Annotated in this window: 26 protein-coding genes; 5 read left to right on the forward strand and 21 right to left on the reverse strand. The window is 72.0% G+C overall.

Going from position 1 to position 24,705, the window contains the following annotated elements:
* The 3 genes from pdxA (at position 1) to G545_RS0111870 (ending at position 2,937) form a co-directional block, all read left to right on the forward strand.
* Complete coding sequence (pdxA, locus tag G545_RS0111860; protein WP_027070563.1) at positions 1 to 996, forward strand: 4-hydroxythreonine-4-phosphate dehydrogenase PdxA; 996 nt, start codon at positions 1 to 3, stop codon at positions 994 to 996.
* Positions 993 to 1,826 carry a 16S rRNA (adenine(1518)-N(6)/adenine(1519)-N(6))-dimethyltransferase RsmA gene (gene rsmA, locus G545_RS0111865; RefSeq protein ID WP_027070564.1) on the forward strand — a complete coding sequence of 278 codons (834 nt, stop codon included), beginning with the start codon at positions 993 to 995 and terminating at the stop codon, positions 1,824 to 1,826. Before pdxA ends, rsmA begins: the two co-directional genes overlap by 4 nt.
* Positions 1,827 to 1,953: 127 nt before the next feature.
* Positions 1,954 to 2,937 carry a symmetrical bis(5'-nucleosyl)-tetraphosphatase gene (locus G545_RS0111870; RefSeq protein ID WP_027070565.1) on the forward strand — a complete coding sequence of 328 codons (984 nt, stop codon included), beginning with the start codon at positions 1,954 to 1,956 and terminating at the stop codon, positions 2,935 to 2,937.
* Here the strand turns inward: G545_RS0111870 and G545_RS0111875 are convergent.
* From G545_RS0111875 to G545_RS0111910, 8 genes are all read right to left on the reverse strand, one after another.
* Positions 2,934 to 3,446, reverse strand: a complete 513-nt coding sequence (locus G545_RS0111875; RefSeq protein ID WP_231553225.1) for a dihydrofolate reductase — start codon at positions 3,444 to 3,446, stop codon at positions 2,934 to 2,936. The two genes, G545_RS0111870 and G545_RS0111875, sit on opposite strands and share 4 nt — an antisense overlap.
* On the reverse strand, positions 3,443 to 4,237 hold the full coding sequence (locus tag G545_RS0111880; protein ID WP_027070567.1) for a thymidylate synthase: 795 nt from the start codon (positions 4,235 to 4,237) through the stop codon (positions 3,443 to 3,445). Before G545_RS0111880 ends, G545_RS0111875 begins: the two co-directional genes overlap by 4 nt.
* A 3-nt stretch (positions 4,238 to 4,240) precedes the next feature.
* Complete coding sequence (gene lgt, locus G545_RS0111885) at positions 4,241 to 5,119, reverse strand: prolipoprotein diacylglyceryl transferase (RefSeq protein ID WP_027070568.1); 879 nt, start codon at positions 5,117 to 5,119, stop codon at positions 4,241 to 4,243.
* A gap of 4 nt (positions 5,120 to 5,123) precedes the next feature.
* Complete coding sequence (locus tag G545_RS0111890) at positions 5,124 to 5,612, reverse strand: TPM domain-containing protein (protein ID WP_027070569.1); 489 nt, start codon at positions 5,610 to 5,612, stop codon at positions 5,124 to 5,126.
* A 7-nt stretch (positions 5,613 to 5,619) separates the two neighbouring features.
* Positions 5,620 to 6,522, reverse strand: coding sequence for a TPM domain-containing protein (locus G545_RS0111895; RefSeq protein ID WP_027070570.1), 903 nt, complete (start codon positions 6,520 to 6,522; stop codon positions 5,620 to 5,622).
* Positions 6,523 to 6,589: 67 nt separating this feature from the next.
* Positions 6,590 to 7,189 carry a LemA family protein gene (locus tag G545_RS0111900; RefSeq protein ID WP_027070571.1) on the reverse strand — a complete coding sequence of 200 codons (600 nt, stop codon included), beginning with the start codon at positions 7,187 to 7,189 and terminating at the stop codon, positions 6,590 to 6,592.
* 58 nt (positions 7,190 to 7,247) lie between these two features.
* Complete coding sequence (locus G545_RS0111905) at positions 7,248 to 7,973, reverse strand: TerC family protein (protein WP_231553227.1); 726 nt, start codon at positions 7,971 to 7,973, stop codon at positions 7,248 to 7,250.
* Between the two features lie 57 nt (positions 7,974 to 8,030).
* A complete protein-coding gene (locus G545_RS0111910) occupies positions 8,031 to 8,423 on the reverse strand; it encodes a diacylglycerol kinase (protein WP_027070573.1) in 393 nt (130 codons plus the stop codon).
* A gap of 243 nt (positions 8,424 to 8,666) precedes the next feature.
* Between G545_RS0111910 and G545_RS0111915 the strand changes: the two genes are divergently transcribed.
* On the forward strand, positions 8,667 to 9,134 hold the full coding sequence (locus tag G545_RS0111915) for a hypothetical protein (protein ID WP_027070574.1): 468 nt from the start codon (positions 8,667 to 8,669) through the stop codon (positions 9,132 to 9,134).
* A 100-nt stretch (positions 9,135 to 9,234) separates the two neighbouring features.
* On the opposite strand, the gene G545_RS0111920 is transcribed toward G545_RS0111915, so the two are convergent.
* The 10 genes from G545_RS0111920 to nudE form a co-directional block, all read right to left on the reverse strand.
* The gene (locus G545_RS0111920) at positions 9,235 to 9,900 is read right to left on the reverse strand and encodes a LysM peptidoglycan-binding domain-containing protein (protein WP_027070575.1); all 666 of its coding nucleotides are present in this window, start codon (positions 9,898 to 9,900) and stop codon (positions 9,235 to 9,237) included.
* 136 nt (positions 9,901 to 10,036) lie between these two features.
* Positions 10,037 to 11,047, reverse strand: coding sequence for an isoaspartyl peptidase/L-asparaginase family protein (locus G545_RS0111925; protein ID WP_027070576.1), 1,011 nt, complete (start codon positions 11,045 to 11,047; stop codon positions 10,037 to 10,039).
* A gap of 86 nt (positions 11,048 to 11,133) precedes the next feature.
* Complete coding sequence (locus G545_RS0111930; RefSeq protein WP_027070577.1) at positions 11,134 to 12,369, reverse strand: ABC transporter permease; 1,236 nt, start codon at positions 12,367 to 12,369, stop codon at positions 11,134 to 11,136.
* Complete coding sequence (locus G545_RS0111935) at positions 12,366 to 13,082, reverse strand: ABC transporter ATP-binding protein (RefSeq protein WP_052106854.1); 717 nt, start codon at positions 13,080 to 13,082, stop codon at positions 12,366 to 12,368. Before G545_RS0111935 ends, G545_RS0111930 begins: the two co-directional genes overlap by 4 nt.
* Entirely contained in the window at positions 13,079 to 14,578 is a 1,500-nt protein-coding gene (locus tag G545_RS0111940; protein ID WP_043711782.1) for an efflux RND transporter periplasmic adaptor subunit, read from the reverse strand. Before G545_RS0111940 ends, G545_RS0111935 begins: the two co-directional genes overlap by 4 nt.
* 73 nt (positions 14,579 to 14,651) lie before the next feature.
* Entirely contained in the window at positions 14,652 to 15,941 is a 1,290-nt protein-coding gene (locus G545_RS0111945) for a sensor histidine kinase (RefSeq protein WP_027070580.1), read from the reverse strand.
* Positions 15,942 to 15,959: 18 nt separating this feature from the next.
* Positions 15,960 to 16,670 (reverse strand): response regulator transcription factor, encoded by a 711-nt coding sequence (locus G545_RS0111950; RefSeq protein WP_027070581.1) that lies wholly within the window; start codon positions 16,668 to 16,670, stop codon positions 15,960 to 15,962.
* 102 nt (positions 16,671 to 16,772) lie between these two features.
* On the reverse strand, positions 16,773 to 17,597 hold the full coding sequence (gene mazG, locus G545_RS0111955; protein ID WP_280513381.1) for a nucleoside triphosphate pyrophosphohydrolase: 825 nt from the start codon (positions 17,595 to 17,597) through the stop codon (positions 16,773 to 16,775).
* Positions 17,598 to 17,600: 3 nt separating this feature from the next.
* Positions 17,601 to 18,404, reverse strand: a complete 804-nt coding sequence (gene cysQ / locus G545_RS0111960; RefSeq protein ID WP_036137145.1) for a 3'(2'),5'-bisphosphate nucleotidase CysQ — start codon at positions 18,402 to 18,404, stop codon at positions 17,601 to 17,603.
* Between the two features lie 2 nt (positions 18,405 to 18,406).
* Positions 18,407 to 18,958, reverse strand: coding sequence for an ADP compounds hydrolase NudE (nudE, locus tag G545_RS0111965; protein WP_027070584.1), 552 nt, complete (start codon positions 18,956 to 18,958; stop codon positions 18,407 to 18,409).
* A 145-nt stretch (positions 18,959 to 19,103) separates the two neighbouring features.
* Here nudE and G545_RS0111970 point away from each other — a divergent pair, with 145 nt between their 5' ends.
* Entirely contained in the window at positions 19,104 to 19,841 is a 738-nt protein-coding gene (locus G545_RS0111970) for a 16S rRNA (uracil(1498)-N(3))-methyltransferase (RefSeq protein WP_027070585.1), read from the forward strand.
* A gap of 13 nt (positions 19,842 to 19,854) precedes the next feature.
* Here the strand turns inward: G545_RS0111970 and G545_RS0111975 are convergent, their stop codons facing one another.
* The 3 genes from G545_RS0111975 to G545_RS14655 form a co-directional block, all read right to left on the reverse strand.
* On the reverse strand, positions 19,855 to 20,370 hold the full coding sequence (locus G545_RS0111975) for a chemotaxis protein CheW (protein ID WP_027070586.1): 516 nt from the start codon (positions 20,368 to 20,370) through the stop codon (positions 19,855 to 19,857).
* Complete coding sequence (locus G545_RS0111980; RefSeq protein ID WP_027070587.1) at positions 20,367 to 21,644, reverse strand: chemotaxis protein CheB; 1,278 nt, start codon at positions 21,642 to 21,644, stop codon at positions 20,367 to 20,369. The genes G545_RS0111975 and G545_RS0111980 overlap by 4 nt, the downstream gene beginning before the upstream one ends.
* A partial coding sequence (locus tag G545_RS14655) for a response regulator (protein ID WP_154656603.1) occupies positions 21,634 to 24,705 on the reverse strand: 3,072 nt, incomplete at its 5' end. The genes G545_RS0111980 and G545_RS14655, both read right to left, overlap by 11 nt.

A 24,705-nucleotide genomic window follows, 5' to 3' on the forward strand; every position in this document is an offset into this window, starting at 1 on the left:
ATGGCGCTGCCGCGGCTGGCGCTGGTCCCGGGTGAGCCGGCCGGCGTCGGTCCGGAGCTCTGCGTCCGCCTCGCCCATCGGGAGAACCCCGCCGCCCTGGTGGCGCTGGCGGACCCGGCGGTCATGCTGGAAGCCGCGGAACGCCTGGCCCTGCCACTGGAGCTGTTGCCGCCCGAAGCGGCGATGGCGGCGCGTCCGGGGCAACTGGCGCTGCAGCCGGTGCTCGCGGCGACCGCGGCCGACCCGGGCCACCCCGACCCCGCCAACGCGCCTTCGCTGATCGATGCCCTGCTGCTGGGCGCGGAAGGATGCCTGGAGGGCGGCTACGACGGCCTCGTCACCGGCCCGGTGCAGAAGGCCGCGATCAACCAGGCCGGCATTCCCTACACCGGGACCACCGGGCTGCTGTCGGAGCATGCCGGCTGCGAGGTCGTGATGATGCTGGCCAACCCGGTCCTGCGGGTTGCGCTGGTGACCACCCACCTGCCCTTGCGCGAGGTGGCCGACGCGGTGACCGCCGGGGCGCTGGAGCGCACCCTGCGCATCCTGCACGGCGCGCTGCAGGCGGACTTCGCCATTGAACGGCCCCGGATCGCGGTCCTGGGCCTGAACCCGCACGCGGGCGAGCAGGGCCACCTGGGCCGCGAGGAGATCGAAGTGATCAATCCGGTGCTGGAGGCGCTGCGCGGCGCGGGCATGGACCTCCGCGGCCCGTTGCCGGCCGACACCGCGTTCCTCCCGGGCACCATGCGTGGCTTCGATGCGGTGCTGGCGATGTACCACGACCAGGGACTGCCGGTGCTCAAGCACAGCGGCTTCGAGCAGGCGGTGAACCTCACCCTGGGGCTGCCCTACCCGCGCGTGGCCGTCGACCACGGCACCGCGCTGGACCTGGCCGGCCGCGGCCTGGCCGACCCGTCGAGCCTGTTCGCGGCGGTGGACACCTGCGCCGCCATGGCGCGCGCCCGCCGCGCGCGCCGGGGAGTCCCCGCATGACGGCGGCCGGCTTCAGCGAACCGGCCAAGAAGCACCTGGGCCAGCACTTCCTGCACGACCAGCGGATGATCGGGAGGATCGTCGATGCGGTCAATCCGCGCCCGGGCGAGGCGCTGGTGGAGATCGGCCCCGGCCAGGGCGCGATCACCTTCCCGCTGCTGCGCCGCCATGGCGAGCTGACCGTGATCGAGTTCGACCGGGACCTGATCGCGCCGCTCACCGCCGCCGCGGAAGGGGTGGGAACGCTGCGGATCCTCCACCGCGACGTGCTTTCGGTGGATTTCACCGCCCTTGCCGGGGGACTCGCTAGCGACGGCGGGAACCGGATCCGGCTGGTCGGGAACCTGCCCTACAACCTGTCCTCGCCGATCCTGTTCCATGCGCTGGACCACGCCGCGGCGATCACCGACATGACCTTCATGCTGCAGAAGGAGGTGGTCGACCGCATGGCCGCCGGCCCGGGCAGCAAGGTCTACGGCAGGCTCGGGGTGATGCTGCAGGCATTCTGCAACGTGGTCCCGCTCTTCACCGTGCCGCCCGGTGCGTTCCGGCCGCCGCCGAAGGTCGACTCGGCCGTGGTGCGGCTGGTGCCGCTTCCGCCGGACCGGGTCCGGGTGGAAGACCGGGCGCTGTTCGCCCGGGTGGTGCGCGAGGCCTTCGGCCAGCGCCGCAAGACCCTTCGCAATGCGCTGTCGGCCACCTGCGACGCGGAGGCGATCGAGGCCGCGGGACTGTCGCCGCAGGCCCGCGCCGAGCAGGTGCCGGTCGACGGATTCATCGGGCTGGCCAACCTGCTCGCGCACCGGGACGCGTCGACCGGACGCGACTGAGCGTTCCCGCGCGCGACCCGGCGCCAATGCATGCGCCGCGTGGCCACGGGTTCATTACACTGGCCACCATGCACGACCTTCCCGCCCGTCCAGACCGCCCTTCCCTCCACCACGGAGCACGTGGCTGATGGCCGTCTGGGCCATCGGCGACCTGCAGGGCTGTTACGACACCACCCGGCGGTTGCTCGACAGGATCCGCTTCGACCCGGCCGTGGACCGGCTGTGGTTCTGTGGCGACCTGGTCAACCGGGGCGGACAGTCGCTGGAGACCCTGCGCCTGGTGCACTCGCTGCGCGCGAATGCCACCGTGGTGCTGGGCAACCACGACCTGTCCCTGCTGGCGATCGGCGAGCGCCGCGAGGAGGAGAAGCGCAAGGTCAACCCGGACCTGCAGCGCGTGGTGCTGGCAGACGACGCCGACGAGCTGCTGGGCTGGCTGCGCGGGCAGGACCTCGTCCACGTCGACCGCGAGCTGGGCTGGCTGATGGTGCATGCCGGGCTGGCGCCCAAGTGGACCACCCATGTGGCGCGCAAGCATGCCGCCGAGGTGGAGGCCGTCCTGCGCGGGCCCGATTACGCCAAACTGCTGCGCAACATGTACGGCGACGGGCCGTCCTGGAACCCGCGCCTGCAGGGCAACGACCGCCTCCGTTCGATCATCAACATCTGCACCCGCATGCGCTACTGCTCGCCACGCGGGCGGATCTCCTTCGAGGACAAGGGAGCGCCCGGCACCCAGCCGCCGGGACTCTATCCGTGGTTCTCGGTGCCCGGACGCGCCGAACGGGACCTCAGGGTGGTCTGTGGCCACTGGTCGGCGCTGGGCCTGCACATCAGCGGTGGCGTGCACGCCATCGACACCGGCGCGGTGTGGGGCGGCAAGCTCACGGCGCTGCGGCTGGACGGCGAGGACCTGCAGGTGGTGCAGGTGCCCGGGCGCGACACCCCCGCCAGCCCGCCGCGCGCGCGGACACCGCGACAGGACGCACCGCGCCGGGAACCCGGGCGGCAGGGCGGACGAAGGCGGCGCGGGCACGGCAACCGTGGTGCGACCGGCGGCAGCGGCGGTGGCGGGCAGGACGCCCCGCCTGCGCCGCAGCCCGGCTCCTAGGCAGCGCGGCGCCGGTAGTCGACGAACTCGAAGGCGTGCGCGTGGCGCGAATCGGCGACATGCGCCTCGCGCGAAGTGGCCTGCCAGTCCGCGGGATCGAACCGCGGGAAGAAGGTATCGGCACCCGCCACCGCCACGTCCACGTGGGTCAGGTACATCCGCGTGGCGCGGGGAAGGCACAGCGCGTACACCTCGCCCCCGCCGATCACCCATAGTTCCGGCGCGCCGTCGCCGGCGGCCTGCCCGAGTGCCTGCTCCACCGACTCCACTGCTTCCATCCCTTCGTACGGCACCTGCCCGCTGCGGGTGAGCACCAGGTTGCGGCGCCCCGGCAGCGCCCGTCCGAGTGATTCGGCGGTGCGCCGCCCCATCAGCAGCGGCTTGCCCATGGTGAGCGCCTTGAACCTCGCCAGGTCGTCCGGAAGGCGCCAGGGCAGGTCGTTGTCGCGGCCGATCGCCAGGTTGCGGTCCAGCGCCGCGAGCAGCGACAGCTCCGGCGTGACGCTCACACCGCCACCGGGGCGCGGATCGCCGGCGCCGGGTCGTAGCCCTCGATCACGATGTCCTCGAAGCGGAAATCGGCGAGCTCGCGCACCCGCGGGTCCAGCACCAGCCGCGGCAGCGCACGGGGCTCGCGCGAGAGCTGCTCGCGCGCCTGCTCGACGTGGTTGGAATACAGGTGCGCGTCGCCCAGCGTGTGGATGAACTCGCCGGGCCGCAGCCCGCACACCTGCGCCACCATGTGGGTCAGCAGCGCGTAGCTGGCGATGTTGAACGGCACGCCCAGGAAGATGTCGCCGCTGCGCTGGTACAGCTGGCAGCTCAGCTTCCCGTCGCCGACGTAGAACTGGAACATCACGTGGCACGGCATCAGCGCCATGTCCGGCAGGTCGGCCACGTTCCACGCCGACACCACCAGCCGGCGCGAGTCGGGGTCCCGGCGGATCTGCTCGACCACCTGCCCCAGCTGGTCGATCTCGGTGCCGTCCGGCCGCTGCCAGCGCCGCCACTGCTTGCCGTACACCGGCCCAAGTTCACCGTCGGCGTCGGCCCACTCGTCCCAGATCGAGACGCCGTTCTCCTTCAGGTAGCCGATATTGGTATCGCCGCGCAGGAACCACAGCAGCTCGTGGATGATCGAGCGCAGGTGGAGCTTCTTGGTGGTCACCAGCGGGAAGCCTTCGGCCAGGTCGAAGCGCATCTGCCAGCCGAACACGCTGCGCGTGCCGGTGCCGGTCCGGTCCTGCTTGACGGTGCCGTGCTCGAGCACGTGCCCGAGCAGGTCAAGGTACTGCCGCATCTCCTACTCCCCCTGTTGCGCCGGCTGGACCACGGGCTGGCGCCGCGACCACCAGCCCAGCCAGGCCAGCCCCAGCACGATCAGCGGCAGGCTCAGCAGCTGCCCCATGGTCAGCCAGCCGAAGGCCAGGTAGCCCAGCTGGGCATCGGGCACCCGCACGAACTCCACCAGGAAGCGGAAGCACCCGTACAGCAGCGCGAACAGCCCGGCGACGGCATAGCGGGGGCGCGGCCTGCGCGAGTACCACCACAGTACGCAGAACATGACCAGGCCCTCCAGGGCCGCCTGGTAGAGCTGCGAGGGATGGCGGGCGAACGGATCGAGCGCGCCGGAGGCGTGCAGCTGGCGCAGCTGCTCCATCGGCAGCCCGGTGTACGGCCCCAGGTCCGAGGCCGGGAACACCACGCCCCAGTCCTTGCCGGTGAACCGCCCCCACAACTCGCCGCCGATGTAATTGCCCAGCCGGCCGAGCCCCAGTCCCGGCGGCACCAGTGGTGCGACGAAGTCCACCGTGTCCATCAGGTGCAGCCGGTGCTTGCGCGACCACCACCAGGCCGCGGCGACCACTCCCAGCAAGCCGCCGTGGAAGCTCATGCCGCCCTCCCACACCTTGAACAGGCTCAGCGGGTTGGCGAGGAACGCGTCGAACGCATAGAACAGCACGTAGCCGATCCGGCCGCCGAGGATCACGCCCAGGATCCCGTAGAACAGCAGGTCGCCGAAGGCTTCCTCGTTGACGCCGGGGAGGCGGCCGTCCCTGATCCGCCGGCGGCCCAGCCACCAGGCGATGCCGAAGCCCAGCAGGTACATGATCCCGTACCAGTGCACGCGCACCGGCCCCAGTCCGATTGCGATCGGGTCGATGTCGTGGAGGTGGATCATGCGCTCACAGGAAGTGGGGGCGGTTGGGCAGCTCGTCTTCGTCGTGCTCGCCTTCGCGCCGGGGGAAGTGGCGCTCCATGTGCGCGGAGATCATCTCCACCGCGCGCAGCACGCCGGCCTTGGGCTGGTTCTCGCGCAGCCCCGCCGCAATGGTGTCACACGCCTCGCGCCACTGGGCATCGGTCACCCGGCCACGGTAGCCGCGGTCGGCGACGATCTCGATGTGGTGGTCCGCCAGCAGCAGGTACACCAGCACGCCGCTGTTGTGTTCGGTGTCCCACACGCCCAGCTCGCCAAAGACCTGCCGGGCGCGGGTGGCGGAGTCCACGCCGGCCAGCACCGCCCGCGCCGGCAGCGAGGCTTCCACCGCGAAGCAGATCTCGCCGCGATGGTTCCGCTCGGCGGCCACGATGGCGTCGGTGATCTCCTTCAGGCACGCGGCCGGGAACAGCGTGCGCGCCGAGGGTGCGAACAGGTGCCTGAGCAGGCGCATCACGACCTCACCAGCTTCCGGAGGCGCCACCGCCCCCGCTGAATCCACCGCCGCCGCCCCAGCCGCCACCGCCGAAGCCGCCGCCCCCGAATCCGCCCCCGCCAAAGCCGCCCCCGCCGAACGGCGGCCCACCCCAGCCACCGCTGCCCCAGCCACGGTCATTGGCGTAGCGTCCCGGCCGGGCAAGGCTGGCCAGGCCGAACAACAGGCCGATCAGCGCGCCGATCCCGCCCACCACCAGCCCGCCGGAGAGCAGCAGCGCGGTGCCGCCGGACGCGCCGGCGCCCACGACGCCGCGCAGCGGGCGCGGTGCGCGCGAGAACACCCCGCGCACCACCTGGGCGACGATGAACGCCGCGAACAGCCCGACCAGCCAGCCACCGCCACCGGAAGGTTCGCCACGGTGGGCGGTCATCGGCTCGGGCAGCGGCTCGCCGTCGACCAGCGCGACCAGTACCCCGGTCGCCTCGACGATGCCACCGGCGAAGTCGCCCGCGCGGAAGCGCGGCACCAGGTATTCTTGGATCACCCTCGAAGCGGTGGCGTCGGGGATCGCGCCCTCCAGGCCGTAGCCCACCTCGATGCGCACCCGGCGGTCGTCGATGGCCACCACCAGCAGCACGCCATCGTCGACGTCCTCGCGGCCGAGGCGCCACTCGTCGTAGACCCGCACCGCGTACTGGGCGATGTCCTCGGGCATCGTGGTGGGGACCACCAGCACCTGCAGCTGGCTTCCCTTCCGCTGTTGCAGCGCAAGCGCCTGCGCCTCCAGCCGTCGCACCGTGGCGGCATCGAGCGTCCCGGTGGTGTCGACCACCGGCGAGTCCAGCGGCGGGACCGGCGCAAGATCCTGTGCGAACCCCTGCAGCGGCAGGAACAGGGCCAGCAGCAGGACGAGCGCGACGAACATGCGGCCGGACCCGGGCAGCCAGGGCGCCCTGCGCCGCAGGGGCGCGTGGACCGCCCGGAGGCGCGGCTCAGCCATCCGTCGGCGATTCCCCGGCCGGGCGGCCGAAGTCCACCTGCGGCGCCTGCTGGATCTGCTGCAGGTTGTCGACGGTGAAGTTCGGCTTGGCCTCGTGCCCGAACATCTTCGCCGTCAGGTTCTGCGGGAACTGCCGGATATAGGTGTTGTAGTCCTGCACCGCGGCGATGTAGCGCTGGCGCTCGACGGTGATGCGGTTCTCGGTGCCCTCCAGCTGCGCCTGCAGCTGCAGGAAGTTCTGGTCGGCCTTGAGCTGCGGATAGTTCTCGGCCACCAGCAGCAGCCGGCCGATCGCGCTCTGCAGTTGGCCCTGGGCCTGCTGGAACTGCTCCAGCGAGGCCTCGTCCCCGGCATCGACGTTGATGCTGCCCACACGCGAGCGCGCCTCGGTCACCTCGCGGAAGACCTGCTGCTCGTGTTCGGCATAGCCGCGCACGGTGGCGACCAGGTTGGGCACCAGGTCGGCGCGCCGCTGGTAGACGTTGATGACCTGCGACCAGGCCGCGTCCACCGCCTCGTCCTTCTGCTGGATCGTGTTGTAGCCGCACCCGCTCGAAAGCAGGACCAGCACCAGTGCGATAACCCGGGTCATGCGCTCACTCCAATGAAGCTGCTGCCCGCATTGCACCACCAGGCCCGCGAAGGCGCAATCACGCCTCCGGGAACTGGCGCGGCACCCCGGAGCGCTTCTTCGCCCACAGGTTGAGGAACTCCACCGCCGCCGAGAAGCCCATCGCGCCGTAGATGTAGCCCTTGGGCACGTGCATCTCGAAGCCCTCGGTGACCAGGTACGCGCCGATCAGCACGATGAAGGCGAGCGCCAGCATCTTCACGGTGGGGTTGCGGTCGATGAACTGGCCCAAGGGGCGCGCGGCCAGCAGCATCATCGTGACCGCCAGCAGGATCGCGGTGACCATGATCCAGGTCTGCTGCGCCATGCCGACCGCGGCGATCACCGAGTCGAGCGAGAACACGATGTCGATGACGGCGATCTGCGCCATCACCATGCCGAAGGACGCCGCCGGCCGGGTGTTGATGTCCGCCGATTCGGGCTCGCCGACGATGGTGTCGCGGATCTCCATCGTCCCCTTCACCAGCAGGAAGGCGCCGCCCAGGATCAGCACCAGGTCGCGGATCGAGATGCCCTGGCCCAGCAGCGTGAACAGGTCGTGGGTCAGGCCCGCCAGCCACGCCAGGGTCAACAGCAGCACGATCCGCGAAATGCAGGCGACGGCGATGCCGATCTTCCGCGCGCGCTCGCGCACGGCGACCGGGAGGCGGCTGACCGCGATCGAGATGAAGACCAGGTTGTCGATGCCCAGCACGATCTCGATCGCGCTCAGGGTCAGCAGGGTGATCCAGACTTCGGGATCCATCAGCATTTCGTACACGGGCGTTTCCGGTTTCGGGTTTGGACGTACGGCGCCGGCGGGTCAACCGCCCGCGGCGGCGAGGCGGGGCCACAGCAGCACGCTCCAGGTGAACACCACCAGGAGCATGGAAAGGAAGACGGCCGCCGAACCCATGTCCTTGGCGCGTCCGGCCAGCTCATGGTGTTCGGCGCCATAGCGCTCGATGACCGCCTCGATGGCGGAATTGACCAGCTCGACGACCAGCACGAGCATCATCGGGGCCACCAGCAGCACGCGCTCGACGGCGCCGTCGCCCAGCCACCACGCCAGCGGCGCCAGGACCACGAACAGGTAGACCTCGAGCCGGAAGGAGGACTCGTGGTACCAGGCCGCGCCGAGGCCCTGCAGCGACCACACGGCGGCCTTGAACACGCGCGCGGGCCGCCGCGGCAGGTGGCCGGTCTCGTCCGCCATCGACTCAGCGCGGCCGCGCGGGCGCGGACCTGGAACGGTGGGGCTGGGCAATGCGGGACATGCTCGAAGGGCCGGTGCTGCACGCAAGCGGGTAATTCTGCCACAGCGGCGACCCCGCCGCCCCACGTTCACCACTCCCGGGCCTGATGCGTGCCACCATGGCCACGGGCCACCCCCAGGACACTTGCCGTGCCTCGCATTGCTATCCTCGGAACCCTCGCCACCCTGGCCATCGGTACCGCCATGTCCGCAACCTTTCCCCAGGCCGCGCCGCGTGCGCTGCAAGCCGAAGACGACGGTTACCAGGAACTGCTCGACGCAGCCACCGCCCCCCTGCACGAGGTACTGGGCGACCGGGTGGTGGTCGAGGTGGAGCGGCTGGACTGCCTGGGGCGCTGGGCGTTCCTGATGGGCAACATGCGCACGCCGGGAGGCGAGCGCCCCGACTTCCGCGGCACCCGGTTCGCAGAGCACGCCGCGGCCGGCAGCATGTCGGACCTGTACGTGGCGCTGCTGAGGCGCGATCCGGAAGGCGGCGCTGGCGAAGGGGCGGAACCGGCGACGGATGCCGCCGACGGTGGCGTGCCGGTGGACTGCCTGGAGCTGCCGGGGGAATGGGTGCTGCTGGACCACGCGATCGGCCCCGGCGACGTGGCCTGGCTGGACTGGCCGGCCCGGCACGCGGCGCCGCGGGCGGTGTTCGGGTTCTGAGGCCTTGTAAGCCCGGACCCGGCACTGCCGGGCGCCAGAACCGCGGGAAAGCGAAAAGGCCGGGGCGACCCCGGCCTTTTCACTTTCCACCCTACGGCGCTCAGCGCGGCGGGGTGATGATCTCGTAGTTACCGGAGGCGCCGCCCCAGCTGATCCGCTGGCTGCCGTCGGCATTCACGTTGTTGGAGCCGATGAACTTCGGCACGCCGTTCTCGAAGCCGTGGAACAGGACCACGTGCGACTGGCCGTTCTTCTGCATCAGCACCACGTCGCCCGGGCGGGCATCGGCGAGGGAGACGGTCTGCCAGCCGGCGCCCTTGAGGTTCGAGGCCAGGTTGTCGACCGAGGCGCTGGCCTGGCTGGGCTCGATCATCCCCGCCTGCTGCAGCACGCCGGAGACGAAGTTCGCGCAGTTGACGTTGTTGGGGACCCAGCTCTCCATCGGGATGTCGTTGGAGTGCTTGAGCTCGCCGGCATTGCGGCCGATCAGGCTCTCGGCGATGGCGGCGGCGTCCGCCCCGTTGCCCGAACCGGCGGCGATCGGCCCGGAGCCGGTGACCTGCCCCGCCTGGCCGCCGCCAACTGCCACGCCACCCGGCGCGGAAACACCCGCCTGGATGCTGAGCGTCGCGCCGGCGTAGATCAGGTCCGGGTTGGTGATGTTCGGGTTCGCCTGCATCAGCGCGTCCACGGTGGTCCCGTAGCGCTGGGCGATGCTGGTCAGGGTGTCGCCCCAGTTGATGTTGTGGGTGCCGATGGCCGTCATCTTCGTCTCCAACGGGGCCCTGCCCCGGTCTCCGGACCGGCCCCGCACCGGGGCCTTCGATGACTGCAGTCTTCCCGCGCCGGGGTTCCGCCACAACCGGGGCAGACCCTAGATGGGGACCGCCCCGGGCCGCCGCTCACTCGTCGGCGTAGATCGCCACGCCGCGGCTGCCGTTGGCGTCGATCCAGCCGCGGTACATGCCCGCGGTGTTGAACGGCATGGCGATGTTGCCCTGCGCGTCGATCGCGATCACCCCGCCATCGCCCCCGTCGCGCGGCACCACCTCGTGGATCACGGTGCCGGCGGCGTCGGCGAGGATGTCGCCCCGGTAGGACACCCGTGCGCAGATGTCGTGCGCCACGGCATTGCGGATGAAGAACTCGCCCCAGCCGGTGCCGGAGACCCCGCAGCCCGAGTCGGCCCAGGTACCCGCGCCGATCACCGGCGAGTCGCCCACGCGGCCCCAGCGCTTGTTGGTCATGCCGCCGGTGCTGGTGGCCGCGGCGATGTGGCCCTCGGCATCCAGCGCCACCGCGCCCACGGTGCCGAAATACGCCGCCGGCTCCACGTCCCCGGTCGCAGCCTGGCGCTGCGCGCGCTCCAGCTGCCGGCGGCGGGGCTCGGTGTCGAACCAGTCGTTGCGCACCCGCTCGAGTTCGGGCCGGGTGTCGGCGAAGGCCTCGGCACCCTGCGCCGCCAGCATCACGTGCGGGGAGTGCTCCATCACTGCCCGCGCCAGCCGGATCGGATTGCGCACGGTGGTGACGCCCGCGACCGCGCCGGCGCGGCGGGTGTGCCCCTCCATCACCGAGGCATCCAGCTCGTGTCCGCCCGCGGCGTTGAACACCGCGCCGCGCCCGGCGTTGAAGTGCGGCGACTCCTCCAGCACCAGTACCGCGGCCTCCACCGCGTCCAGCGCACTGCCACCGCCGTCGAGGACGCTGCCGCCGGCGTCCAGCGCCTGCCGCAGCGCGGCGCGGATCGCCTGCTCGGTGTCGGGCTCCAGTGAGCCTCGCTCGATCACCCCGGCGCCGCCGTGGATCACCAGCGCGGTCCGCGGCGCGTCAGCGGCGGCCGGTCCGGTCGCACCTGCGGGCAGGGAAGCAAGCATCAGCAGCGGCATGGCGAACAGGAGGGGAAGTCGCATGGTCGGGCCCGTTGGCAAAGGATGGGCCCGAGGATGGCGCGGGCGGCCGGTGCTGTCACCGGCCGTCGGTCATGCCGGTGCCGGGGTCATTGCTGGCGCAGCGCCTCGATCGGGTCCAGCAGGGAGGCCTTGCGCGCCGGGTAGTACCCGAAGAACAGCCCCGTGGCGATCGAGAAGCCCGCGGCCAGCCCCACCACCTGCAGGTCGACCACCACCGGCAGCGAGCCGAAGCGGCCGACCAGCAGTGCGCCGACGACGCCGATCGCGATCCCCACGGCGCCGCCGACCAGCGAGATCAGCATCGCCTCGGCCAGGAACTGCCGGCGGATGTCCGAGGGCCCGGCCCCGACCGCCATGCGCAGCCCGATCTCGCGGATCCGCTCGGTCACCGACACCAGCATGATGTTCATGATCCCGATGCCGCCCACCACCAGCGAGATCGTTGCCACCGCCGCCAGCAGCAGCGACATCAGCCGCGTGGTCTGGGTGCGGGTCGCCACGATCTCGGCGATGTTGCGGACCCGGAAGTCGTCCTCGGCACCGGGCTGGATGTCGTGGCGCTGGCGCAGCAGGGCCTCGATCTGCTCCTGCACGTAGCCCAGGTCCTCGGCACGGGTGACGCCAACGGCGATCTGCTGCACCGCGCCGGGAGGCAGCCCCATCGCGCCCATGAGCCGGCGCCGGGCGGTTTCCAGCGGGACCAGGACCACGTCGTCCTGGTCCTGCCCCCATCCGCCCTGGCCCTTGGGTTCGAGCACCCCCACCACCGTGAACGGTACGCGGCCCAGGCGGATCGACTGTCCCACCGGGTCGAGGTCGCCGAACAGCTCGCGGCGGACGGTCTCGCCCAGGATCACCGGCTTGGTCGAGCCGCCGTAGTCGCGCGGGCCAAAGCCCTCGCCCATGGACAGGCCCCAGCTCTCCAGCTCGAACCAGTCGGGCTGGATCCCCTGCCAGCTCGCCGACCAGTTGTTCTCGGCGAACACCACCTGGGTGTTGCCGCGCAGCACGCCGCCGACGTACTGGACCTCCGGGATCTCCTCGCGGATCGCCTCGGCGTCGCGCACGTCCAGCGTGTAGAAACTGCTCGCGCTCATGCGCACGCCACCGGCGGCGCGGCGGGTGTTGGGCATGATGTCGAGCCGGTTGGAGCCCAGCCCGGACACCAGCTTGTCGATCTCGGACTGGGTGCCCTGCCCGACCGAGACCATCACGATCACCGCGGCGATGCCGATGATCACGCCCAGCGAGGTCAGCGCGCTGCGCAGCCAGTTGCCGCGCAGGGCGAAGGTGGCGGTGCGCAGTACTTCCAGGAAGTTCATGCCGGCGCTCCCTGAAGGTGCAGCTCGCCGTCGTGCATGGCGTAGGTGCGGTCCGCGTGCGCGGCGACCTCCGCATCGTGGGTGATCAGCACCACCGTGTGGCCGTCCTCGCGCAGCCGCCTGAACAGCTCCAGGATCTCCTCGCCGGTGCGGCTGTCGAGTGCGCCGGTGGGCTCGTCGGCCAGCAGCACCGGCGGGCGGTTGATCAGCGCCCGCGCGATCGCCACGCGCTGCTGCTGGCCTCCGGAAAGTTCGCTGGGCCGGTGCGACTCGCGGTTGGCCAGGCCCACCGACGCCAGCGCCTCGTGGGCACGCGCGGCCCGCTCCGCCGCGGGCACCCCGGTGTACGCCAGGGGCATGGCGACGTTCTCCAGCGCGGTCATGCGCGGCAGCAGGTTGAAGCCCTGGAACACGAAGCCGATCTTGTCCCGGCGCAACACCGCCAGCTCCTCGGCATCGAGCGTGGAGACGTCGGTCCCGTCGCAGTGGTAGCTGCCGCCGGTCGGGGTGTCGAGGCAGCCGAGCATGTTCATCAGCGTCGACTTGCCCGAGCCGGACGGCCCCATGATGGCGACGAACTCGCCGTGGGCGATCTCCAGGTCCACGCCGCGCAGGGCGGCGACCTCGGCCTCGGTGCCGGCGGCGTACACCTTGGTCAGGCGCTCGGTACGGATCACCGGGGGACGCGCTTCCCCCGTCCCGGGCGCCGTCATGGTGCCGGGCGCTCCGTCCCCACCACCACCTCGTCGCCTTCCTGCAGTGCGCCCGACACCTCGGTCCAGCTGCCGTCACTCGCCCCCACCCGCACCATCACGGCGCGCACGGCGCCGCCCTCCAGCAGGTAGAGCGGAGCACGGCGGGCTCCCGCCAACGCGGCCAGGCCGCGGTCCCAGCGTTGCCGCTGGTCCTCGTCCAGGGTTTCCCGGAAGCCGGCGAACTGCGCCGCCAGGCGCTCGCCCACACGCTGGCGCATCGCCGCCATCATCTCCGGGGTGGGCCCGCCGCCGCCCGCTGCGCGGGGCGCGGCACCGGAAGGCCGGGCACCGGCGCGCCCGGCCGCCTGCGCGCGCATGGCGGCGAGTGCCTCGTCCAGGGCGGCCTGCTGGGTGGAGTCCAGGTCCAGGCCGGCCGCCATCGCGGCGATGTCCGCGTCCATCCCGGCGCCCCCCCCGCGCGGCGGCGGCGCGATGCCGGCGTCATCGGCGGGCTTGTAGCGCAGCGCCGCGTTGGGCACCCGCAGCACCCCGTCGCGCCGGCTCACCTCGATCTCGGCGTTGGCGGTCATCCCGGGCAACAGCACCTGGTCGGAGTTGTCGACCGCGACCACCACCGGATAGGTGATGACGTTGTTGGTGTTGGTCGCCGACAGGCGGATCTGCTGGACCTCGCCGCGGAACCGCCGGTCGGGGAAGGCGTCGACGGTGAAGGAGACGCCCTGCCCCGGCTCGACCTGGCCGATGTCCGCCTCGTCGATCGCCAGCTCGATCTCCATCTTCGACAGGTCCTCGGCGATCTGGAACAGTACCGGCGCCTGCAGGCTGGCGGCGACTGTCTGGCCCGGCTCGACCGAGCGGGTCAGCACCACGCCGTCCACCGGCGAGCGGATCTCGGTGCGCTCCAGGTTCAGGCGCGAGGTCTGGGTGGAGGCCTGCTGCTGGCGGATCTGTGCACGCGCCGACTCCACCTGGGCCCGGGCCTGGTCACGCGCGGCGCGTGCCAGGTCGAGGTCGCTGGCGGCGATCAGCTGCGACTGCGCCAGCCCTGCCTTTCGCTGGTAATCCGCCTCCGCGTTGCGCAGGCTGGCCTCCGCATTGGCGAGGCTGGCGCGGGCGGCGTTGGCCGAAGCGTCGCCCTGCTCGATCTGGGCCAGGTAGGTGCTCGGGTCGATCCGGGCGATCACCTGCCCCTGGCGGACCTCGTCGTTGAAGTCGGCCAGCACCTCGGTGACCAGCCCGGAGATCTGGCTGCCCACGTCGACCGTGGAGATCGCCCGCAGCGTGCCGGTGGCGGAGATCGCCACGCGGATGTCCCCCCGTTCCACGGTGGCGGTGCGGTAGCCGCTGCCGGCCTCCGCCCCGCCGCGTGCCTGCCACCACCAGCCGGCGGCGAGCAGCACCAGCAGCACGGCCGCGGCGGAGAGGAGGCGGGGATTCTTCCAGCGGGCGCGACGCGCGCCCTTGCCGGCACGCGGACGGGAAGGAGTTGCCATGCAGGTCTCGCGATGGGGATTGCCTGCATGAACGCGCGGGAAGGCGCCCGGTTGACCCCGGGGGGCCGCGTCCTCAGCCGGTGAACCGGATCGTCGCCACAGTCCCGTCGCCGGGCAGGCTCTCCAGGGTCACCGGCCAGCCCAGGCGTTCGCCCAGCCTGCGCGCGATCGACAGGCCCATGCCGGCGCTCTGCTCCCGGTTCATGTCCGCGCGCCAGAACGGCTTGAACGCCTTGTCCAGCGTCTCCGGGTCCATGCCGATGCCGGTGTCGCGCACCTCCACCCGGTCGCCGAACACGTGGACCTCGACCCGGCCCTGGTCGGTGAACTTGACCGCGTTGCTGAGCAGGTTGCCGAGCATGACCGCGAGCACATGCGCGGGCCCGAACAGCGTCGTCGCGCCGTGGTCCACCAGCTCCACCTCGACCGGCTTGCCCGCCGCCAGCGGCCGGGCACGGTCGACCTGCTCGGCCGCCACCTCGATCACGTCGAATTCGGTGCTCTGCGGCGCGTTGCCGGCCTCGCGTGCGAGGATCAGGAAGGCGTCGATCACCGCCTCCATGTCGCGCCCGGCGCGCTGGATGCGGGCCAGCGAACGCTGGGTGCGCTCGGGCGTTTCCGGGTCGACGAGCATCATGTCGGCGGCGACCCGGATCACCGTCAGCGGCGTGCGCAGTTCGTGGCTGGCGTCGCGGGTGAAGTCGCGCTCGCGCTCGACGAAGTCGCCCACCCGCTCGGCCAGGCCGACCAGCGCCCGCGACAGCTGGTGGACTTCCGCCCCGGCGTCCTCGGGCAGGTTGCTGGAGCGGATCGCGTCGGTGTCGGGGTGGCGCGGATCCCAGCGCGATACCACCCGGGACAGCCAGCTGACCGGAAGCACCATCCGCTTGGACGTCCGGTAGGTCAGCCAGCTCATCAGGTAGGTGGCGGCCAGCGACAGCAGCAACGAGGCCAGGCCGGTCCACAGGATCGCGCGGTCGATGTGCCCGGCCTCGAAGGTGAGGTACAGCGTGCCCTCGGCGCGGCGGTCGACCAGCACGTCGTACTTCAGCCCCGGCTGACCCTGGACCTCGACCCGGTGGCGTCCCGGCGACAGGCCGTGCAGCCAGGCGGGCAGGTCCGCGTCCTGCGCACCCGCCGGGACGAAATGGCCGACGAAGGTGCTGGTGTGGGGCAGCGCCAGCCCCGACTGTCCCGCCCGCGCCGCCCACCACAGGTCGGCCTCGCGGTGCATGCGCTCGTCCAGCACGTACGCACGCACCCCGATGCCCGCCAGCAGGATGCCGATGGTGATCAGCACGCTGGCCACGGCGGCCTGCGCGACGAACGCCAGCTTGATCCGGCGCGGGAGCCCCTGTGCCATTCGGTTACCGCCCCCGGCTCACTCGGGCGGCTGGGTGATGTCTGCGATCCGGTAGCCGGCGGACTGCACGGTGTGCAGCAGCTGCTTGTCGAACGGCTTGTCGATGGTCTTGCGCAGGTTGTACAGGTGGCTGCGGAGGGTATCGGAGTCCGGCAGCCCGTTGCCCCAGATCTCGCGCTCGATCTCCTGCCGGCTCACCACCCGGGGCGACTCGCGCATCAGGATGGTCAGCAGCCGCAGGCCGATCGGCGACAGCTGCAGCTCGGCGCCGCCGCGGGTGACCCGCAGGCTCGCGGGGTCCAGCACCAGGTCGGCGACCTTGAGCACCTCGCCGCCCACCTGGCGGCGCTCCCGGCGGATCAGCGCCCGCAGCCGGGCCTCCAGCTCCTGCACGGCGAACGGCTTGGTGAGGTAGTCATCGGCCCCGGCCGAAAGGCCGGTGAGCTTCTCGTCGAGCGTGTCGCGCGCGGTCAGCATCAGCACCGGCGTGGACTTGCGGGCTTCCTCGCGCAGGCGCTTGCAGACCTCGACGCCATCCAGCCGCGGCAGCATCAGGTCCAGCACGATCACGTCGTAGCTGTTCTCCGCGGCCAGGCGGTACCCGTCCAGGCCGTCGGCGGCGTAGTCGATCTCGAAGCCGCGGCTTTCGAGGTACTCGCCCATCATCTCGGAAATGTTGCGGTTGTCCTCGATCAGGAGGACCAGGCCACCGTCCCGGTTCGACTGCATTGAAGTGCTCTCCACCTTCAGTTTTGTGAAGGCTGCAGGTCCGCGGGTCTAGGCAGCGTGAAGGATTTCACGCGGCGCACCCGCGGTGCTCACGAGCGCTCACTATGCTGGGTCTTTTTGCTTGGCCTGCTGCCAGAGCGCTTCCTGTTCCTCAAGCGTGCGGGCTTCCAGCGGCCGGCCCTCCGCGGCCGCGATCGCCTCCATTTCCCGGAACCGCCGCTCAAACTTCAGGTTCGCCCGCCGCATCGCGGCGCCCGGGTCCACACCGGCATGGCGCGCCAGGTTGGCGGCGACGAACAGCAGGTCGCCGAGCTCCTCTTCCAGCCGCCCGCGGGCGCCGGGCGTGCCGCGGTCGGGCGCGTCGAACTCGGCGCGGACCTCCGCGACCTCCTCGGCCAGCTTGTCGAACACCGGTCCGGGCCCGGGCCAGTCGAAGCCCACGCGCGCGGCGCGCTCCTGCAGCTTCAGCGCCCGCTGCCACTCGGGCAACCCCCGCGCGATGCCCGCCAGTGCCGACGTGTCCTTCTCGCCGGCCGCCTCGCGCTCCATGCGCTTGATCTCGTCCCACTGCCCGGGGCTGCCGTCGCCGCCTGCGCCGGCGAACACGTGCGGGTGGCGGCGGACCATCTTGTCGGCGATGCCCGCGGCCACGTCCCCGAAGCCGAACAGGCCCTGCTCCTCGGCCATCCGCGAGTGGAAGACCACCTGCAGCAGCAGGTCGCCCAGTTCCTCGCGCAGCCCGTCCATGTCCCCGCGGTCGATCGCGTCGGCCACCTCGTAGGCTTCCTCGATCGTGTACGGCGCGATGCTGGCAAAGTCCTGCTCCAGGTCCCAGGGACAGCCGCCCTCCGGGTCGCGCAGGGCCGCCATCACCGCCAGCAGGCGCTCCAGGCCGCTCCCGTCCGGCGGGAGTTTGCTGCCCGCCACGGCTCAGCCCTCCTGCCCGGCCCAGTGGCGCCAGGGCAGCGCCGGGTCGCCGAGGGCCACGAACCCGCCGTTGAGCAGCGTGTCGCGGCAGTTGTAGCGGAACGGGCGGCCCTGCAGGTCGACGACCTGTCCGCCGGCACCCTCCAGCACCGCCTGGGCGGCCGCGGTGTCCCACTCGCTGGTGGGACCGAAGCGCGGATAGCAGTCCAGGTTGCCCTCGGCAAGGAGGCAGAACTTGAGCGAGGAGCCGAGGCCAACCGCTTCGATCGGGCCCATGCGGGCGAGGAAGTCCATGGCCTCCGCGGTGCGGTGCGAACGGCTCGCGGCGACGCGCAACGGCGCGGCCGCGGGCTGGCGCACCCGGATCCCGCGCTCGCCCGCGCCATCGCGGCGCCACGCCCCGAGGCCGGCGCCACCGTGCCAGGTGATCCCGGTCACGGGCGCCTGGACCACCCCGTAGCGCGCAACGCAGTCCTGCACGTAGGCGATGTTGACGGTGAACTCGCCGTTGCGCTTGACGAACTCGCGGGTGCCGTCGAGCGGATCGACCAGCCACAGGCGGTTCCATCCGTGGCGCTGGGCCATGTGGATTGCCGTGGACTCCTCCGACAGCACCGGGATGTCCGGGGTCAGCCGCGCCAGGCCCTCCACGATGCAGCGGTGCGCGGCCAGGTCGGCCGCGGTCACCGGCGAGTCGTCGGACTTCCGTTCCACGTCGAAGTCGCGCTCGTAGACCTCGAGGATCGCCGCGGCGGCCGCATTGGCGACGGCGATCACGCCCTCGCGCAGGTGCTCGTCCAGTTCCATGTTCAATCCCGCAGGTGGCGCAGCCACTCGCGCGCCATGAACAGCGCGGCGATGCTGCGCCCTTCGGAGAAGTCCTCGCGCAGCACCAGCTCGTGCAGCGCGTCGAGCTTCCAGGGCACCACCTCCAGCGGCTCGGGCTCGTCGCCGGGCAGCCGCTCGGGATACAGGTCCCGGGCGATGACCATGTGCGCGCTGTGGCTCATGTAGGTGGGCGCCAGGCTCAGCTGCCGCAGGTCGAGCAGCTCGCGGGCGCCGTAGCCGGCCTCCTCCTTGAGCTCCCGGTTGGCGGCTTCCAGTGGCGTCTCCCCGGCGTCGATGCGGCCCTTCACCAGGCCCAGCTCGTAGCGGTGCATGCCGGCCGCGTACTCGCGCACCAGCAGGACCGTGTCCGGGTCGATCATCGGCACCACAATGACGGCGCCGTGGCCACGGCTGTGCAGGCGCTGGAAACGCCGCCGTTCCCCGTTTGAGAACTCCAGGTCCAGGTGCTCGAGCCGGTAGGGGCCGGCATCCTCCAGACTGGTGCCATGGATCGTCGGGAGGCGGCGGCTCACCGGTACCGCTCCATCCCGTGGACGGGAGCGGGGGCAGTGATGCGCGTCGGGGGGATAATGGCGGGATGGAAACGATCGATCACGATGCATCGATGCTAGCAGAGCAGGGCAACGACGAAGCACCACCCACCCGCGGAGAAGCGCCATGCGCGTGACCCGCGTCCACGTCGACCAGCCGCTGGAACCGGGCGCCCGGCTGGAGCTGCCCGCCGAGGCCGCCGGGCACCTGGTGCGGGTCCTGCGCCTGCGCCCCGGCGATGGCTTCGTGCTGTTCAACGGCGACGGCCGTGACTTCGAGGCGACCGTGCTGGCCGCCGACAAGCGCGGCCTGCAGGTGGAGGTCGGCCAGGGCCGGGTGGTGGACCGCGAGTCGCCGTTCCGCCTGGTGCTGCTGCAGGGCGTCGCCCGCGGCGAGAAGATGGACCTGATCCTGCAGAAGGCCACCGAGCTCGGCGTCGCCGCGGTGCTGCCGCTGTTCTCGGAGCGCAGCGAGGTGAAGCTCGACGGGGCGCGCGCGGACCGCCGCCTGGCGCACTGGCGCGCGGTGGTCGCCTCGGCCTGCGGACAGAGCGGGCGTGCACGGGTTCCGGACGTTGCGGCGCCGGCGACACTGGCTGCGGTGCTGGACTCGATCCCCGCCGGGGGATTGCGCCTGCTGCTGGACCCGGATGGAGGGCTGGACCTGCCGGCGCTGAGTCCGCCCCGCGGGCAGCCGGCGTACCTGGCCATCGGCCCGGAGGGCGGCTGGTCGCCGCGCGACCGCGGGCAGTTGCAGGAGGCGGGCTTCGAGGGACTCCGGCTGGGACCCCGGATCCTGCGCACCGAGACCGCCGGCCTGGCGGCGATCGCCGCATTGCAGGTCCTGCACGGCGACCTGCGCTGAGCGGCTGCCGCGGCTAGCCGTGGGCCATGTCGGCGCTGGCCCCCGCCTCGTCCAGCACCTGCGAGATGCGTGTCTGCATCGCCTCCAGGTCCGGGATCAGCACCACCTCGTCGTTGAGCGCGACGCGCGCCTTCACGAACTGCGGCAGCGCCGTGCCGTCCGGCTCGCTCCGGATCGTTCCGCGCGAGATGGTGACCAGGCGCGGGAATCCGTTGCTCAGCACGGCGAAGTACGGCAGCCGCGGGTCGCCCCCGAGCGCCTTGAACACGAGCACCTTGGTGCCCAGCGTGACCACGTCGATGCGGGCCCCCGCCATGCGGGCGGCGGCGACCAGCGGCACCGGCCAGCCCCGCCAGCGCATGCGGCCCAGCAGCCAGTCCGGCGCCCCGGGGACCGGCTCCGGCTCCGCGTAGGACAGGACCTCGGCGATCGAGGCATTGGGCAGCAGCAGGCGTGCGCCGGCGACCTGGACCAGCACCCCGCGGATGTCGCGGGGCGCGTCGTTGCCGGCGTTGTGCGGGATGTTCATGCTCGATCTCCTTCCGCCGGCCAGCGCGCGGCGATGCGCGCCGCCAGGTTGACCGGGGTGTCGGTCTCGCCACCGCGGCTGCCCAGGGCCTGCGAGGCCGCCGGGTCGTAGCACCCCTCCGCGACCTGGCCGAGCACCAGCGCGCCGGCCAGGCGCTGCTTCATCAAACCGTCGACCAGGCCCGGGTCGCTGCCGCTGAGGAGCACCACGGCGCTGTCGGCCGCCGGCAGCACGCCGATCAGTTCGGCGCCTTCCTTGAACCGGTACCCGTCCGGCCCCGGCTCCAGGCCGAGGTCGGGCGGGACGACATGGACCACGCCCGGCGCGAGCGCGTGGCCGTGCTCGCCCAGTTCCACCGGGAGCGTGCTCACGCGGCGCATCTGCGCCACCAGCTTGTCGTAGCGTGCGCCATCGAGCTGCTGGTGGACCAGCACCGGCCGCGGCAGCCCCGCGGGCAGGGCGCCCAGCAGTTGCCGTACCGCGTCCGGTCCGCCGATGCCGGCCAGCACGAGCACGCCCCCGACCGGGCCGGGGCCCGGAGGCGCGTCATGGACCAGTTCCAGGCCGGAGATCCGCGACTCCAGCAGCTCCAGGTCGAGTTCGAACCTGCCCTTCGAAGCCGCGTCGTCCGCGGGCTCCGGATCCGTGTGCGTGAAACCGGGGTCGCCGAGGCGGATCCCGTCGCCTGCCGGCGCCTCGCCCGCGACGGGTTCGTCTTCCCGGCTGCCGGCGTCCTCCGGCCCCGGCGAGAGGGACCACTCGAAGGACGGCAGTTCCTCCGCGTCCAGCGGCTCCGCGGGGGCCCCGACCGGGCCGTCCTGCTCCAGGCCGTCGCCCTCCGCCAGCACCGGGTCGAACGGATTGGGGGCCGACTCCACCTCCGCGGGAGGCGGAGCCTCCTCCGCATCGTCCTCGGGCTCGCGCCCGGGCGGCAGTACGTCGCCGTGCCGCTGCAGCTTGGCGACCAGGTGCCGCTGCCAGCGCGCGACCTCCCAGCCCTCGCGCGACGCGGCGAGCTCGGCCTCCTCGTAGACCACGTCCACGGACGGGTCGAACAGCAGGTCGTCGAAGCGCTCCAGGACCTCCTCGACCTGCGGGTCCAGCGCGACCAGCACCAGCTGCGGGCGGGTGGCCGCGAGTGCGTCCGGCGCGACTTCCGTCGGGTCGCCGTCGAACACGCAGTCCCCGCCGGCCTCCCCGATCACGCCGCGCAGCCGGTCGTGGGCTGCCCCGGGCCGCGCGAGCAGGGCGATGCGCACCGGCTCAGTGGACATGGCGCTCGATCCCAAGCAACTCGTAGACGTTGCGCATCAGCTCGGGCTCCTGGTACGGCTTGCCCATGTAGCGCTCCACGCCCAGGTCCATCGCGCGCTGGCGGTGCTTCTCGCCGGTGCGCGAGGTGATCATCACGATCGGCACCTGCTGCAGGCGCGGGTCCGCCTTCATCTGCGTCGCCAGCTCGTAGCCGTCCATGCGCGGCATCTCGATGTCGAGCAGCATCAGGTCCGGCACGCGCTCGGCCAGGCGGTCGAGCGCGTCGATGCCGTCCTTCGCCGTCACCACCTCCATGTTGTGGCGCTCGAGCACGCGGCCGGTGACCTTGCGCATGGTCACCGAATCGTCGACGACCATGACCAGCGGCACCGCGCGCCCGTCCTCCGCGGGCTGCGGCGCGGCAGCCGGCGGAAGCGCGGCATGGCGGCGCACCAGCGGGGCCACGTCCAGGATCACCACGACCCGGCCGTCGCCCATGATGGTCGCGCCGAAGATGCCGGGGATCGAGGCCACCTGCGGGCCGACCGGCTTGACCACGATCTCGCGGTTGCCGATCACCTGGTCGATGGTCACCGCGGCATGCAGTTCGCCGGAGCGGATGAGCAGCAGCGGCATCTGCAGCTGGCCCTCGGCGCGCACCGGCGCACTGCCGGCCAGCAGGCCGAGGTCGTGCACGGTGTACTCGTCGCCGCCGTAGCTGTAGGTCGCCTGCCGGCCGCGGCGCTCCGCGTCCAGCAGTTCCTCGCGCGGGATGCGGCCGACGCCGCGCACGGAGGCGATCGGCACGGCGAAGGTCGTCTCGCCGACGCGGACGAACACGGCCTGGGTCACGGCGAGCGTCTGCGGCAGGCGCAGGGTGAAGGTGGTGCCCTCGCCCGGGCGCGAGCGGATGTCGAGCGCACCACCGAGCTGGCGGACTTCACTGGCCACCACGTCCATGCCGACGCCGCGGCCGGCGAGCCGGTTGACCTCGGACGCGGTCGAGAAGCCGGGCTCCAGGATCAGCGTGTCGAGCTGGGCGTCGGCCAGCACCGCGTCCGGCCGCAGCAGCCCGCGCTCCTCGCCGCGGCGGCGGATCGCGGCGCGGTCCAACCCGGCGCCGTCGTCCGCCACCTCGATCACCACTTCCGAGCCTTCGCGGCGCACGGACACCGTGACGGTGCCCTCGTCCGGCTTGCCGGCACGCTGGCGCAGCGCGGGCGACTCGATGCCGTGGGCGACGGCGTTGCGCAACATGTGCTCGAGCGGCGCGGTCATACGTTCGAGCACGTTGCGGTCGAGCTCGCCCTGGGTGCCGTCCAGCTTCAGCGCGACCTGCTTGCCCAGCTCGCCGGAGGCCTGCCGCACCACGCGGCGCAGGCGCGGCAGCAGGTTGTCGAAGGGCACCATGCGGGTGCGCATGAGGCCTTCCTGCAGCTCGGAGCTGACCCGCGACTGCTGCAGCAGCAGGGTCTCGTACTGGCGGGTCAGGTCGTCGAGGGTCTGCTGCAGGCTGTCCTGGTCGGCGGCCGACTCGGCGAGCGCGCGCGAGAGCTGCTGCAGGTCGGAGAAGCGGTCCAGCTCGAGCGGGTCGAAGGACTGGTCGTCCTGGTCGCCCTCGCGCTGGTAGCGGGCGACGATCTGCGCCTCGGTCTCGATCTCCAGCCGGCGCAGCTGGTCGCGGATGCGGGTGTTGGTGGCGGCCATCTCGGCGATCGCGCCGCGGAAGGCACCCAGCTGCTGCTCCAGGCGAGCGCGGTAGATGGCGACCTCGCCGGCGTAGTTGACCAGCCGGTCGAGCAGGTCGGCGCGGATGCGGACCTGCTCCTGCGGTGCACGCACCGCGATGTCGTCGTCGTCGAAGCCCGTGGCGAGCGGCTCCACCGGGGGCGACAGCGGCGGCAGGACCGGGGTCTCGCCGGCCGGGATGACGGTGGCCGGCTCCTGGATGCCCGCCACTTCGCCCGGTTCCGCCGGGGCGTCCTGCAGCGGTGCTTCCGCCTCGTCCTGCGCAGCCGCCACGTCCCCGGAACCGGGCTGCACACCAGGCTGGGAAGCGGGTGCTTCCTCCGGCCCGGCGTGATCCGCTCCAGTACCCTGCACGGGATCCGGGACGCTGCGCTTTTCGCCGCGGGCCCGGGCGTCGAACTCGTCGATGAGCGCCTGCGGCAGCGCGATCGCCTGGCGGTCGCCGACGCGGCTGACCATCACGTGCAGGCGGTCGAACGCGGCCTCCAGCAGCGGCACCCCGTCGGCGCCGAGCTCCTGGTGCTGGTCGACGACGGCCTCCAGCAGCGACTCCATGGAATGGCCGAGCTCTCCGACCTCCATGATGCCGGCCATGCGGGCGCCGCCCTTCAGGGTATGCAGGTCGCGCTGCAGGCCGACCAGGACCTCGCGGTCGTCCGGGTCCGCGCGCAGTTCGGCGAGCAGGCCGTCGGAGTGGTCGAGCAGGTCCTTGCCCTCCTCGACGAAGATGTCGACCAGCTCGGGATCGAGTCCCTCCAGGTCCAGCGCCGCATCCGGGTCCTCGGTCCGCAGGAGCGGAGCGAGGCCGGCCGATGCGGCGACGGGGATCGCGACCTCCTCGACGGGGTGCTCGTCGGTCGGCGACTCGTCGATGGAGGCGACGTGGATTGGCGCTTCGTCGACGGGGGTCTCGTCAATGGGAGCCTGCTCGACCGAGCCCTCGTCGGCTCGTAGTTCGTCGGCCGGGGGCTCCCCGGCAACGACCGCGTCGTCAGCCTCGTCCTGCGGAGCGGCCGGCTCGGCCACCGCTGCGGACGGCTCCTCCCCCGCGTCCGCGGCGATCTCCGCGGCGATCTCCGCGGCGCGCTCGCGGGCGATGCGGTCGGCTTCGGCGTACTCGGCCTCCAGCCGCGCGTATTCGGCCTCCTCGGCCGCCAGACGCTCGGCCTCCAGGCGCTCCGACTCCAGGCGCTCGGCCTCGATCCGCTCCGCTTCCAGGATCCGGGCCTCGAGCTGCATCGCCGCGGCCAGGGCCGACTCCAGCTGCTCGGCTTCGACACGCTCCGTTTCGGCCCGCTCTGCTTCGAGACGCTCTGCTTCGAGACGCTCTGC

Source organism: Lysobacter defluvii IMMIB APB-9 = DSM 18482 (assembly GCF_000423325.1).
Classification (GTDB): domain Bacteria; phylum Pseudomonadota; class Gammaproteobacteria; order Xanthomonadales; family Xanthomonadaceae; genus Novilysobacter; species Novilysobacter defluvii.

Bases quoted from the DNA above. Each gene is read 5' to 3' on its own strand.
- G545_RS0111920 (WP_027070575.1), bottom strand. From the start codon at position 9,900: ATGACGGCCATCGGCACCCACAACATCAACTGGGGCGACACCCTGACC.
- G545_RS0111935 (WP_052106854.1), bottom strand. From the start codon at position 13,082: ATGACGGCGCCCGGGACGGGGGAAGCGCGTCCCCCGGTGATCCGTACC.
- G545_RS0111900 (WP_027070571.1), bottom strand. From the start codon at position 7,189: ATGACCCGGGTTATCGCACTGGTGCTGGTCCTGCTTTCGAGCGGGTGC.
- G545_RS0111925 (WP_027070576.1), bottom strand. From the start codon at position 11,047: ATGCGACTTCCCCTCCTGTTCGCCATGCCGCTGCTGATGCTTGCTTCC.
- cysQ (WP_036137145.1), bottom strand. From the start codon at position 18,404: ATGGAACTGGACGAGCACCTGCGCGAGGGCGTGATCGCCGTCGCCAAT.
- G545_RS0111980 (WP_027070587.1), bottom strand. From the start codon at position 21,644: ATGTCCACTGAGCCGGTGCGCATCGCCCTGCTCGCGCGGCCCGGGGCA.
- G545_RS0111890 (WP_027070569.1), bottom strand. From the start codon at position 5,612: ATGCGCCTGCTCAGGCACCTGTTCGCACCCTCGGCGCGCACGCTGTTC.
- G545_RS0111870 (WP_027070565.1), top strand. From the start codon at position 1,954: ATGGCCGTCTGGGCCATCGGCGACCTGCAGGGCTGTTACGACACCACC.
- pdxA (WP_027070563.1), top strand. From the start codon at position 1: ATGGCGCTGCCGCGGCTGGCGCTGGTCCCGGGTGAGCCGGCCGGCGTC.
- G545_RS0111945 (WP_027070580.1), bottom strand. From the start codon at position 15,941: ATGGCACAGGGGCTCCCGCGCCGGATCAAGCTGGCGTTCGTCGCGCAG.
- rsmA (WP_027070564.1), top strand. From the start codon at position 993: ATGACGGCGGCCGGCTTCAGCGAACCGGCCAAGAAGCACCTGGGCCAG.
- G545_RS0111930 (WP_027070577.1), bottom strand. From the start codon at position 12,369: ATGAACTTCCTGGAAGTACTGCGCACCGCCACCTTCGCCCTGCGCGGC.
- G545_RS0111905 (WP_231553227.1), bottom strand. From the start codon at position 7,973: ATGGATCCCGAAGTCTGGATCACCCTGCTGACCCTGAGCGCGATCGAG.
- G545_RS0111910 (WP_027070573.1), bottom strand. From the start codon at position 8,423: ATGGCGGACGAGACCGGCCACCTGCCGCGGCGGCCCGCGCGCGTGTTC.
- G545_RS0111950 (WP_027070581.1), bottom strand. From the start codon at position 16,670: ATGCAGTCGAACCGGGACGGTGGCCTGGTCCTCCTGATCGAGGACAAC.
- G545_RS0111970 (WP_027070585.1), top strand. From the start codon at position 19,104: ATGCGCGTGACCCGCGTCCACGTCGACCAGCCGCTGGAACCGGGCGCC.
- G545_RS0111880 (WP_027070567.1), bottom strand. From the start codon at position 4,237: ATGCGGCAGTACCTTGACCTGCTCGGGCACGTGCTCGAGCACGGCACC.
- G545_RS0111940 (WP_043711782.1), bottom strand. From the start codon at position 14,578: ATGGCAACTCCTTCCCGTCCGCGTGCCGGCAAGGGCGCGCGTCGCGCC.
- G545_RS0111895 (WP_027070570.1), bottom strand. From the start codon at position 6,522: ATGTTCGTCGCGCTCGTCCTGCTGCTGGCCCTGTTCCTGCCGCTGCAG.
- G545_RS0111915 (WP_027070574.1), top strand. From the start codon at position 8,667: ATGTCCGCAACCTTTCCCCAGGCCGCGCCGCGTGCGCTGCAAGCCGAA.
- lgt (WP_027070568.1), bottom strand. From the start codon at position 5,119: ATGATCCACCTCCACGACATCGACCCGATCGCAATCGGACTGGGGCCG.
- G545_RS0111975 (WP_027070586.1), bottom strand. From the start codon at position 20,370: ATGAACATCCCGCACAACGCCGGCAACGACGCGCCCCGCGACATCCGC.